This window comes from Enterococcus lactis, from assembly GCF_015751045.1.
GTDB classification, from domain to species: Bacteria; Bacillota; Bacilli; order Lactobacillales; family Enterococcaceae; genus Enterococcus_B; species Enterococcus_B lactis.
Genome location: NZ_BNJW01000005.1, coordinates 1 through 12788 on the forward strand (window position 1 = coordinate 1; position 12788 = coordinate 12788).

Here is a 12788-nt window from a genome sequence, read left to right on the forward strand (position 1 = left end):
AAGTAGTGACTGTTTTTCCATCAATGGTTACCGTACCATCAGAAGCAATCTTGATTTCCCAAGTAGTCTTTTTGCTTAATTCATGCCCTTCTGGAGCTTTTGTTTCTGTCAGTGTATAAGTCATTTCTTTTTGCAATTTGACATTTTCCGGAAGAGAATAGGTCCCATCACCATTATCAGTTAGTAAAGTATCAATAGAATCTCCTGTTAATTTGAAAACAGCGCCAATGAGTTTCTTTTCTCCTGTAGAGGAATTTTTCGTTATTTTTAAGTCTAACGGTGTGAATTGTTTAGTATTCTTCCATGTCAGTGCATCTATTTGTTGAGAATCATATCCTGGTACAGGTAGTTCTTTGATTGTTTGGTAACTGAATGCTTGACCTTGATTATTATATTGAGGCAGTGATAATATCTCTTGATAACTTTCTCCGCTATTTGCAGATAATTTGTCGACGTCTGCACGTTCCCACGAATTTGCAGTATCTTTAGCTGGTTTAGTGATGCGGATATATCCGTTTTTCCAAGCTGCAGCATCTGTTGTATGGTTCCGTTGGATTTCAAAAGTGACTTGATCTGGACGATTAGCTGGATTATTGTCAAATTCTTCCCATAATTTTTTGATGTGAAGATTGATTCCGGGAGCTTTAGCAGATGGTATACCGAATTCAGCTAATTCGTCAGTGTCAATACTTGGTTGGAAAGTCGTCCTACCGTTCATTTGATACCAGAAATTCGGGTGGAAGTCCTCGTTTTCTGTCTGGATCCTCACTTGGTAATGGATTTGGATTTCTTGGTCTTTTCCTAAATAAATCTGATTGCTCTTGATCGTATTTCCATCTATAGAAATAGTTGGAGTAACTGTTGTAGGGTTTGTTCCCACGCTTTTGACTGAAAGTGTACCAGGTTGATAAATAAATGGTTCTGCGATTGGATCATTTATTTGTCCATTACTTACAGTTGCAGAGATCTGTACAGCTTTTTTAGCCAGATATTCAGAGATATCTGTTGCATGATCGGCTGATTCATAATAAAGGTCACCTTTTTCATCTGCTGAAACCATTTGCCGCATACGAGACTCTACTTCTGCTTTGGATAGACCAGCTGCTGGATCGCTTTGAAGTTGGATACCAAGACCATGTATCTCGATTCCTCGTTCTTTGAGCGCCATCGCTTCTCCTATAGTTGCGATAAATGTGCTGTCTATTCTTCTGGATTGGTTGTTTTGGTCAGGTGCATCATAGATTCTTGAGATTAGAGAAGTATTTCCCGGCTGATCTTGAGTATTGGAAAACTGGGTACCGTAATAATCGTTGCTTGATTGTGCGTGTACTCGCTGTACTTTATAAGAAAATGTCGGTACACCATCCGTCAGCAAGACGATCACTTTTTTATGTCCATTTGGAACGGATAGCATGTCTCCTGCATCTCTTAGTCCTTTTTGTGTAAAAGTACCGCCATTTGTCCATGAAGGTGTGATGGATTTTACTTGATTTTTACTGAATCAAATGAACCCATCTGCACAGTACCGTTACTGTACAGATGGCCTTCGCTGGAGTAGCCGACATATCCCATATTGATTTTGTCTGTGATACCGCTATCTGCTAAAGTATCGACAAAACGATCGACACCGATTTTTACTTCACCGATCCGATCATTGTCGTTCATACTTCCTGACCAGTCTACGACCAATACGAGATCAAGAGGCGTGATATCTTTTTGTACATTTCCACGGGCATTCAAATAAACATCAAACAATCCAGGTGTAGTTGTCTCCTTTGCAAACTTACGTATCGCATAGTCTGCTTGATTGCCTGTTCCCCCGTATTCGATATACGAATGAGTCCGATCATTAGGATCTCCATCCCAAGAATTTATCCCATCCCATTGATTTGATCCATTTTTATTACCTTGGTGATCAAGAACATTTGTATTTCCTGTAGGTTGCCAATTGGCTTTAGGATAAGTGCCTTGATCATCCGTCGTATACTCTGTAGGAATCGTCTGGTTAGCTGAAACAGTCATAGCTGGCAAAGACAATGTAGGCAATGTAAAGGGACTGACAGAATTTTCATTTTCTTCTGATATTCCTTCTTTTGTTTCGTCTGTATTTGGTGTTGACACTTCTGTCTCTTTCTTGTGTTCTGTCGCATCAGTAATGTCATACTCTTTATTATCGACGATCAGCTTATTTGTCTGGCTGTGATAAAGTGTTGGATCGATTGGAAGACTTAGATTGATCGTTTGTTTAGTGTTTGGAGAGATTTCCAGCGTGGTTTTCCCGCTTTTTACCTGATAAGCATAGCCATCTCCTTCCTTTCTTTCCACATCTCTTAAGTAATTCTCAACTAGACCAATTTCTTTCTCTACCTTTTCTGTACTGTTGTTATTCGCATTTAGTTTGACGTTCAGTGCTTTTTTCCCAGATTGATCTGAAGTGATTTCAGCTGAAATGATTTCTAACATCGTTGGATTATCTGTAGCTTCTGCTGTTGCAGTTACAGGCAGAATGTTCGATAAACTCAATAATATCAGCACAAAAACAACTTTCAGCTTCTTCCCTGTGGTCGTCATTTTTCCCCTCCTTTTTATTTTTTTCTGTTTTGACGTGAATAGTGATGATTATTAAAATAAATAAACGTATTTATTCTAATATGATAATTATTATACGAAGGGCACTAGAGGGAATCACACCAATTTTCATACCAATTGGTTTCATTTATGACGTTGATTCCTTTGATTAATGAGCGTTTCATTAAAGAAAAGGGTTGAGAGAGAAAAACATATGATCAGGTTGCTGGAAGGAAACTATAGAAAGATGGAAAAAATCATTCGGATTCTATCCATTTCTGACAAGTGGATGACTAAAAAAGAACTTGCCAAACGAATCGGTAGTTCGGAATCTACGTTTGTAAGGTATATCGAAGAAATCAAAATCCGCTGGGGAACGGATGTAACGATTCAGTCTTCACAAAAATTGGGGTATCGACTTGAACATTTGAATGTACCGGCTTATTTAAATGTGCTAATGGAAATGTCACAAAGTTCTACAAATAGTCGTCTATTAAATGAAATCATTGTCAATCCGGGTAAAACGATCGAGTATTATTGTGAAAAAATCTCGATTAGTCGTTCTTCTTTTACGCGTAAGTTGAAACAATGCAATCAAATTTTAGAAAGCTATTTATTAAAAGTAATCGTCGATCAAGGGTTTCAGTTGACTAGCCTGAAAAGTGAGCTCCAGCTGCGTATCTTTGTCACCTTTTTCTTTTTAAGCTACTATGGAAGACGTACTTTGCCATTTCCAATCGAAAAAAAGAAGATCAAAGAAATTATGTCAAAGAACAATTGTCAGTTGAATTTATTCCAAGAAGAAAGTCCTTATGAGCAATCTTTCTTTATTATGTATTTTGTTGTGCATCTTATGCGGGAATCACAAGGAAATCCATTCGAATGGAAAGCTGGAGACCCATATGTAAAGTTGATAAATATAGATAAAAAAGACTTTTTGATCTTGAAAAATCTTTTAGGGAAATTGAAGTACAGCAGCTATATAAAAGTAGTGAACTATTTTGTCAATACGATTTTTTCAGAATTTTCGGAGAAAGAAAAAAATGAAATCAGTGAACAGATACGAAAAAATATATCCTACTGTTCATTTTCATCTGCTGATTGCAAAGAAAAAAACGAAGAATTTGTTGTTCGACTCTTAACTCAAATTTATTTTTTCTCACGTATTTTTCCATACGATACGACTCATTTGACGATCCGTGCCACTTTCTTTGCGGAACAGATGCAACATCGCCATATACGTCTATATGCTGGATTTCGTGCAGAACTTCAATTTTATTCCACCCTACTGAATCGAAATTTGATTTATTATTTATCTAGCTATATATTTTGGATGCTTATCGGTAATCCTGAAATACACCATTATACTTCCGATAAAAAAATACTGATCGTCAGTGACTTAAGTCTTCGACATAGTCGATACATTGAAGAATATGTCAGTGATGTTCTTGCTGTGCATAAGATTCACTCTGAAACAACTGCTATCACTGAAGATCAACTTTCGAAATACAATCTTCTTGAGTATGACCTGATCGTCACGAATCAACCAATTCCGAATACCCATGTTCCTTATATGTTGATTGATGATAGTGTGTCATTCGCAAATGAAGAAGAACTGATCCGCTTATTTGAGCTATAAACAATCAAAAAACAGCTATGTATACTCTACCATCCTGATAAAAATGTCAGGACAAATAGACATAGCTGTTTCTTTTTATTGGATACCTTTTGCAATCCAACGAGATTTATAGCGAAAATCTTTTAATAGTTCTTCTTTTGTCCAGCCATTTGCAATGAGATCCGTCAATGAGTTCATTACGAGAGACATGGAGAAGTATAAGAAGCTAACTGCTTCTTCCGACGATTGAATGGTAAAATGATTAATTTTTAGTAATTCTAGCCATTTGTCGTTCATAGGAGAATCAGCAGTTAGCTCTCTGCGTTTGGTTGTCTGCTGATCATTTCTCTGGGTCAATAAGTATAATCTTTGCCAATAGATACTATTGTGATCTAAATCGCTGCACCACTCCAAATACTTTTCGATCCCTAAAAAGAAATGTTGTTTGTTTTCACTAATGAATGTCAAGATATCTTGATGGACTATATGAGAACTGCTTTTGATCGTATACAAATAAGCATCTTCTAAATCTTGAAAATATTTATAAAAAGCGCCGCGTGACATTCCCATTTTCTCAACAATTTCTGAGACTTTTACTTGGCTGATGTGCTGTGAGCAAAATATCTCTAACAATAGGTCGTCGATTCGCTGCTTCTTTGCTTTCGGCAAATTGAAAAAAGTTTCTTTTGGCATCCACATCTCTCCTTTATCTCTGATTATACGTGGATTGCCCATCCTTGTCATGAAGTACTCATTTTTTCTCTTTCTCTTCTTCTGTCAAGTACCCATCTTCCATTCGATAAACGCGATCACTCCACTGAATCATACGGACATCATGAGTAACCATAATAGTTGCTTTTTGTTTTTCATGAGCTTCCTTAACCAGTAATTTCACGACCTCATATGCATGATCGGTATCTAAACTAGCTGTTGGTTCGTCCGCTAAGATCAAGCTCGGTTCATTATATAAAGCGCGAGCAATCGCCACTCTCTGTCTTTCCCCACCAGAAAGATCTCTAGGATAACTGTTCTTTAGTGACTGGATATCTAAAGATTGCAGTAAAGAATCGCTTTTTTTGGAAACATCTTTTTTTGAAGTGACTTGATCAACTAGTTCAAATTGCTCTTTTACCGTTAAAAAAGGAATCAGATTAGAGCTTTGGAGAATAAATCCAATTTCTTGAAAACGCAGATCTGCTCGTTTTTTTTCTGGAAGTTCAGTTAATGAATGACCGTTGATCACTATTTCTCCGGAAGTCGGTGTTTGCAATCCTCCTGAAATGGTGAGAAAAGTACTTTTACCTGAACCAGAAGGACCAATAATGCTGACGAATTCCCCTTCCTTTACATAAAAATCAATTCCTTTCAAAGCTGAGACCTTTGTATGACCAGAACCGAATGTCTTGGTAACTTTTTTCATTGTCAATATTTCTTTCATTTTTATTAACCTCCTATTGCTGTAATTGGGTCTACTTTTGTTATTGTACGGATTGAAAAGAGTCCGCCTAGCATCGCGACAATGATCAAAATCCCACTATATAGCAGCCATTGGGACCAAAAAACAGCAAAAGGCATCGCACTTGGTAAAATCAGACTAGTCAGATAAGCAAACACAAGAGCAACCAGGACGCCTACCAACCCCACAATAAATGACTGTGCAACTAAAGATTTAGCAATGAAGGAATTTTTGATTCCTTGTGCTTTCATTACTCCAAAAATAGCAGTTTTTTGAAGAGTAATCACATACATAAAAATACCGACTACGGCAGCGACTACTAAGAACAAAAAGTAGATCATCGCGTTTAAGGTCATGTTTTGGGCAGAATAGCCAGGAATGCTTTCAATGAACGTCTCAATAGTTAGTAACTGTAGTTTCTTTGATGCTTTTTCTTTCGAAATTTTAGCAGAATTCTTTGTAACGATTCCATTGATTGGCTGTTCCTCTTCAGAAGCAAATGGCTGTTTTCCATACTTCAAAGCAGTCCACGTATCAAGAGATGTATAGATGACTGGAGAAACAGTGTAATAAGTTGCAGGAAAGATTCCAACAATCGTCAAAGGATCGTTGTAACTGCCAATTTTGATCGTATCTCCGATTTTATAACCTGAATCAGCCAGGTTTTGCGAGATGATAATCTCATTCTTTGTTTTGAATTCATGCCCTTTCGTGAGTTTTGGTAATAAGAATGCTTTTTTTGACGTGCCGAAAACTGTGACATTTTCTTTATTTTTTCCTTTGACTGCACCGCTGTATAATCCAATCGGGGCTTTTTCTCCTCCTTCAATATATGTCAGATCTTCTCTTGTTAATTGTGAAGCAGCAAATACTTGATTGGCGTCCTCTGATAAAACAATCTCTTGTGCATCCCAATCATCGATTGCTTTCTTGAATTCTTCAGAAAGCCCATTTGCTAGTCCAGATAACATAAATACGACATACGCAATCAAGAACATAATCCCGATGATCAAGCCATACCGTAATTTAGAATAGCGAATTTCTTTGATAGCTAGAAACATTTGATTTTCCTCCCTATGATATGTTGATAGTGACAAAATGTCACTCGTTGAATAGTGTAACTCTAAAGTGACATTTTGTCACTTCTGTTGGATTTTTTTATCAATAAATTGTCTAAGACACCTTTCCATAAAATCTTAACATGTGTCATAATAGGATTATTTAAGTCTTATTTATGTTATCCATGTTAAACTAAAGTGACCAAATGAATGAGGTGGGAAAATGTTTAAACTATTAGTAGTAGAAGACGATAAGGTATTATCCAATAATATAAAAGAAATACTCACAACAATTGGTGAGATAACACAAGTTTATAACGGTGGTGAAGGACTGTTTGAGTTGGAAAGCGGTGTTTATGACCTTGCAATCTTGGATTTGATGATGCCGGAAATGAATGGTTATGAAGTCCTAGCAAAGTTACGGAAAGAAAAAATACAGACTCCTGTATTGATTTTGACAGCAAAAGATAGTTTGGAAGATAAGATTGAAGGATTTGAACGTGGTGCAGATGATTATCTGACAAAACCGTTCTATCGAGAAGAATTGATCATGCGCGTGAAAGCATTATTGAAACGATCGCTTGGTCTCTTTGATGAAAACATTCTGAAGTATAAGGATATCAGTTGTGATCTAAAAAGTAATGAAGTATTGTATAAAGAACAAGTTTTGCCCATACAAGGAAAAGAGTTTGAATTACTCGTTTATTTTTTACAAAATAAAGGAATCATTTTGACAAAAGAGCAGATATTTGATCGGATCTGGGGATTTGATTCTGATACGACGATTACAGTTGTTGAAGTTTACATGAGCAATTTACGGAAACATCTACGCAGTACTGGACTAGATAAAGAAATCAAAACTTTACGTAATGTTGGTTATATATTGCAAGGGGTGTGATGCAATGAATGGAGATATTACACGCAAGCAGCGTAGCCGTTTTTTTGCAACGAATGTAGCTGCATTTGCTTTGATCTTTTTTCTTCTGGGGTTTATTACTTTACAGATATTGAACCAATCTGCGTATAGAGAAACGGATCTTTCATTAGAGAAAACAGATTTTGATTCTCGGACAGTACAATTAGAGATACAAAGGTATCAGCAAGGTGATCCCTTTTTGAACCCGAATCAAATGGAACAAAACAGAACAAACATGGAACAACCATTGATGGAACCATCAAATGACCGATTTAACACTCAAGTGATCTTGTGGTCTGAAAATGGTGAGATATTGAATAAGGCAGCTATTGGTGGACGCTTCAATCAGATCAAAGAATTAAAAATGGATACAAAAAATCTGAATACCATCCAAAATATTGAATTAAATGAAGAAAACGACTCATCTACCCTCTCCTTCCGCTCGATAACGAAAAAAGCAGAGACGAATCAAGTTGGTGTTGCCTATATCCAAATTTTAGAAAATACAAATCAAATCAAAAATTCATTAGCAACTTTTCGCACAATTATGATTTTGTGTATGGTTGTTTTCTGGCTTATCTCAATTGGCATTAGTTATTACTTGTCTAGTCTAAGCATGCGCCCTATCATTCTTTCTTGGAGAAGACAAAAAGAATTTGTCGAAAATGCTTCTCATGAATTACGTACACCGTTAACGATTATTCAAAATAGTTTGGAACATCTATTTACCAAACCTGATCATACCATCATTGAGGAATCTGAAAGTATTGCTCAAGCATTGTCAGAGACGAGACGGCTCACTGGATTGACTTCAGATCTGCTGACGATTGCCCGAAATGATTCTGATCAGCAGCTACTTTCAAAACAAATGATCAATACACAGGAATATATCGAAAACCTTGTTAAACCATTTCAAGAGATGGCCACCATAGACGGAAAGGAGTTTATCCTTCATAACGAGGCAACATCAGAAGTACCAATTGACGAAAAAAAGATCCATCAAGTTTTGGTTATTTTGCTAGATAATGCCTTAAAATATACGAATCCAAAAGATAAAATCATTTTAGATTCGTCTGTTAACCATAAAGAATGGCTGATTCACGTAAAGAATACTGGCCCTTCTATCAGTGAAGAAGATCAAGTAAGAATCTTTGATCGATTTTATCGGGAAGATCAATCTCGTGCGAAGGAAACTGGCGGTTACGGACTTGGATTGGCGATTGCAAAACAGATAATCGAACAGCACCACGGACAAATTTCTGTATCCAATTATCTTCCACAAGGAGTTGATTTTAAAGTCCAATTACCGTTGAAGCCTAAAAAATAATGCTTAACTCTAAAACATACTAGGAAAAGGGCTGTGACAATAATCTTGTCACAGCCCTGTTTTCCGAATAAACGGTGTTCCAGAAGTAGCTTCTTCGGAAATAAGCCGAAATTTCACAAAAATTTGAGAAACAAATTTCGTAAACTCCTTCTTATTTCTTGAAGCTGACCACTTCTGTCACAACCTCTTTAGCTTACGCTTAAGATTTTTTATTGCGGTCTTCAATGTGTACATCACCGCTTGTGTCAATATCCAATTCTTCTCGGCTAACATCTTCTGTCACTTTTTCAACGTCTTCATGTTCTTCTTTATGAATTCCCACTTCTTCACGAACAACTGTATGCTTGCTAACATCTACTTGCTCTTCTTTGATTGGGATAGTGATTGTGTCATCTTCCAAGTTTTCGTCTGTACCCTGTGAAGATGGATCTGTTACTGGTTTGCGCTCGATGACGATTTCTTCACGTTTGACCGGTACTTCTACCGTTTCAGTATCGTTGACCATATGTTTGTGGATGTCGACTTCTCCAGTGGTAACATCATGTGTATTTACATCTAATTTTTCTTCTTTTAGTTGAATCGTATCATCATCTAGATTTGGTTTGCGATCGATGTCTTCCGTCTCTTTTGTACTCATAGAATCAGCTTCGCCAGGTACGTCCATCGGATCAGTTCCTGGTGTCATATTCAATGGATCTGTTGTATTTTGAAAGCCTGTCGTGCCATCTACGTCCATTGGATCAGTGCCAGTCCCAGTCCCTAGTCCTGTTCCCATTGTGCTTGCCGGGGTAACTGTATCTTGCGTATCCATTGTGTCTTTTGTTGTTTCTGGCTGACGATAGCCTTTTACTGTGATGACAAATTTTCCAGCAGAAATATCTCCTCTATACTGATATAAAGGATCATTTTCTGGCGTAGCCGTCTCAGAATCATAGGTATCAAAAGAAAAAGTGTCTTTTATTCTTTCCCATAAAGAGCGATCTTCTTCGCCATCCATCCGATTCTCATCTGTTTCAACATCTATACCGGATAATCCGTCGAATCCCAGTCTAGTTGCTGCTTCATCAGTAGTATAAATAACGATATCATCTCGATCATACCCTTCGTTACGCAACCGTTCGATTACTGATAATGCTTCATCCCTTGTACTGTAGCTACCGATGACTGTTAAATTTTTGTCTTCCATGTAAATTCCTCCTAGCAAATAGATTTATGATTGGTATATTTTTACTTATAAATTTATTCTATAGGAGACGATTGATTTCTACAAATATTTAGATTGGAATTAGATTAAAACATTTTAATTGAAATTTTGGAATATCTATGCTAATAGCAAAATATATATCACTAAAATAGTCATTTGTGCATTTATTCCTATAGGAAATTTTTTGAAAAAATTTCTTATATTTTCCATTTATTACGATTGTATTATTTATCCAATCCTTGAATAAGCAAGCTACTTATATAGATAAATAGACTGATTCCTAGTATAATCGTTCCTATCATAGGATAAATTCCTATGTAAGGTGATGAAGCTCCAGCTATTTCTAATATTCCTTTAAGAATCATTCCGACGATATAGCTAGCCAAACCCGTATTGAATAAATTGAAAGCCAGGCGATTTCGAAAAGTATTTAATATTTTTTCGAAAATAAAAAGGAATGCCCCTCCTACCATTGGAATAACCCAGACCCATTTCAGTGCTTGTGAAGTGACCCCGTGGCTAAAATGATGATAAACCAATTGAAAGATGAAAAGAATGACTGAACTAATAAAATAACTATAAAACGTTTTTTTCTTATTCATAATTATACCCCTTTTCTTAACCTATAAAAACGATATCGCTGACAGATCGTTCAGAGTTTCCACTTCCGCCGACTGTTTGATTAATGACTTTTCCATTGAAATAAAGCGTTGTTGACCCTCCACCATCTAAATTATATGCGGTTTTTGCTCCATGATTTTTCAATACAGTTGCTAGTTCGCTGAGACTCAACCCTTGACTATCATCTGTTCGACCTTCTGAAACAACAACGAGATAATGGTTTGTTCCAACTTGAGCAATTGCGATTCGTGGATTACTTTGCATCGACTGCGACACTTCCTCATCTTCAGAAACAGTGACTTCTCCATCTTCAACTAAAGCAGGACCAAAAGATAAAACTTGTTGTACATCTTCTTCTACTAGCTTTTCAGCAGATGTTTCTGCTTCTTTTATTATTGAGAAATCACCATTTTTATCAATTACTAAGTCTTCTTTTGTTTCATCTTCACTAGGTGTATCACGATATAGTGTGCCATTTCTAAGTACATATCCTGTATCTCTAAAACCATAATAATCTCCGTTTATCGCTAAAATCGCTTGTTGTTCTTGTGCGATCGCAGATGTAGTTTCTTTGATGTTGCGTCCATACGTATTGTTTGCCAAAGCTGTTTTTAAATAGCTAGAATCGCTTACTGTAATATCAGCAACATAAACTGTGGTTTCATCAACACGTTCTGAAGATAATGTGATATTGATATTTTCATCTTGGTAGCTATTATCTGTAATCACTGGTTCAAAAGAACTTGAGTTACTCGTATTTTTTGTGTCTGTTGTCGAAGTGGAAGTCTCATTGGATACCGATTCTACTGCTGCTATTTTCTGAGGCAAAACAAATGTTTTTAATAATATATAACTTGAACTTCCTAACAAGAAAACACTCGATAGACATGCCCACATATATTTTTTTCGTAAAAAATGTTTCATAAAGATTTCCTCCTAACAAAAGACTATGCGTCTTTGAATCGAAAAACTGACAAAAAACAATAAAATATCCACAACGGCCTTACAAAGCAAAAGCGACTGAATAATAACCGAAAGGATCGACACACTTAGCCAACTTAAAATCAGTTGAAAGAGAAACAATAAGCTGTATTTATAAAAAGCAGTATGGGCTCTTTGCTTTCTGAACACATAATGTCGATTCATTTGATAATTGAAAATTCCTGATAGTACTCTAGAAAGTATGGTAGCAATCAACAAAGAAGCCATTGTATGATTTCCAATAAAAAATATAATGGAATAGAATAGTCCAATATCCACCAATGAAGAGGAAATCGAGGAAAAAAAGAAACGAATGAACGGACGATAAACAAGATAGGAATCTTGGAATATTCGAAAATGGGAACCTTTATTTCCATCGCTATATATTGTTTTGATAGGGATCGTAGTCATTCGATAGCCGATCTTTGGTAAAACTAGCAGTTGATTGATTTCATATTCAAACCGATTTCCTTCGATTTTGAGCAGTTCAGATAAACTAGAGATAGAAAATCCCCTCAGTCCTGTTTGTGTATCCTGTAAGTGGATACCTGAGGAAAGATAATAAAAACCGCTCGTCATTCGATTCCCGAAATAGCTTCGAAAGGGCGTGTTTTCATACGAAAAATCTCTTACACCCAAAAGGAATTCCTGACCAGCTAATCGATCTACTGCCACTAGCATTTTTTGGATGTCTTCGATTTCATGCTGACCATCACTGTCTGCTGTGACAACGCCAGTAATGTCTGGATAGGAATCAAGTATAACTGAAAAGCCGAATTTTAATGCATATCCCTTGCCTTTGTTGTCAAAGTAGCTAATTTTAGTGATATTAGGATGTTCCATTCGCTGAAACAGTTTTTGATAGGTTTTCCCACTTCCATCATCAACAATGATAATCGGTACGTTTACAGATTGTGCTAATTGATTAATGAAGAATACAGTGTTTTCTGTGGGTTCGTAGATTGGAATTAATAGAATAGCTGACATATACTCACCTGCTTTTATTTGAAATTGTAGTTATTGTTGCAAGTGAAACTTA

The 12788-nt window shown here is 36.3% G+C and carries 10 protein-coding genes and 1 pseudogene; 3 read left to right on the forward strand and 8 right to left on the reverse strand.

Annotated features, from left to right (window positions below; genetic code table 11):
* Nucleotides 1-2571: pseudogene (locus KFO35_RS03755) on the reverse strand (VWA domain-containing protein); the annotation flags it as partial.
* A gap of 211 nt (nt 2572-2782) precedes the next feature.
* Here KFO35_RS03755 and KFO35_RS03760 point away from each other — a divergent pair.
* Nucleotides 2783-4207: an AcpB/EbpR/MafR family transcriptional regulator gene (locus KFO35_RS03760; protein WP_461401759.1), complete on the forward strand. Its 1425-nt coding sequence runs from the start codon at nt 2783-2785 to the stop codon at nt 4205-4207.
* 75 nt (nt 4208-4282) lie between these two features.
* Here KFO35_RS03760 and KFO35_RS03765 read toward each other — a convergent pair whose 3' ends face one another.
* From KFO35_RS03765 to KFO35_RS03775, 3 genes are read right to left on the reverse strand one after another with little or no spacing between them, the layout of a single operon-like run.
* Nucleotides 4283-4930 (reverse strand): TetR/AcrR family transcriptional regulator, encoded by a 648-nt coding sequence (locus tag KFO35_RS03765; RefSeq protein ID WP_002315018.1) that lies wholly within the window; start codon nt 4928-4930, stop codon nt 4283-4285.
* A 7-nt stretch (nt 4931-4937) separates the two neighbouring features.
* A complete protein-coding gene (locus tag KFO35_RS03770; RefSeq protein WP_002329199.1) occupies nt 4938-5624 on the reverse strand; it encodes an ABC transporter ATP-binding protein in 687 nt (228 codons plus the stop codon).
* A 5-nt stretch (nt 5625-5629) separates the two neighbouring features.
* Complete coding sequence (locus KFO35_RS03775; RefSeq protein WP_070704597.1) at nt 5630-6703, reverse strand: ABC transporter permease; 1074 nt, start codon at nt 6701-6703, stop codon at nt 5630-5632.
* 220 nt (nt 6704-6923) lie between these two features.
* Between KFO35_RS03775 and KFO35_RS03780 the strand changes: the two genes are divergently transcribed.
* Nucleotides 6924-7598, forward strand: a complete 675-nt coding sequence (locus KFO35_RS03780) for a response regulator transcription factor (protein ID WP_002315015.1) — start codon at nt 6924-6926, stop codon at nt 7596-7598.
* Nucleotides 7599-7602: 4 nt separating this feature from the next.
* Entirely contained in the window at nt 7603-8943 is a 1341-nt protein-coding gene (locus KFO35_RS03785; RefSeq protein ID WP_002290385.1) for a sensor histidine kinase, read from the forward strand.
* A gap of 199 nt (nt 8944-9142) precedes the next feature.
* Here the strand turns inward: KFO35_RS03785 and KFO35_RS03790 are convergent, their stop codons facing one another.
* From KFO35_RS03790 to KFO35_RS03805, 4 genes are all read right to left on the reverse strand, one after another.
* Nucleotides 9143-10129 (reverse strand): DUF2382 domain-containing protein, encoded by a 987-nt coding sequence (locus tag KFO35_RS03790; RefSeq protein WP_002315014.1) that lies wholly within the window; start codon nt 10127-10129, stop codon nt 9143-9145.
* A gap of 242 nt (nt 10130-10371) precedes the next feature.
* A complete protein-coding gene (locus KFO35_RS03795; RefSeq protein WP_002292434.1) occupies nt 10372-10749 on the reverse strand; it encodes a hypothetical protein in 378 nt (125 codons plus the stop codon).
* A 16-nt stretch (nt 10750-10765) separates the two neighbouring features.
* Nucleotides 10766-11692 carry a phosphodiester glycosidase family protein gene (locus KFO35_RS03800; protein WP_128492047.1) on the reverse strand — a complete coding sequence of 309 codons (927 nt, stop codon included), beginning with the start codon at nt 11690-11692 and terminating at the stop codon, nt 10766-10768.
* A gap of 12 nt (nt 11693-11704) precedes the next feature.
* The gene (locus KFO35_RS03805; protein WP_070704591.1) at nt 11705-12736 is read right to left on the reverse strand and encodes a bifunctional glycosyltransferase family 2/GtrA family protein; all 1032 of its coding nucleotides are present in this window, start codon (nt 12734-12736) and stop codon (nt 11705-11707) included.
* Nucleotides 12737-12788: the final 52 nt, after the last annotated feature.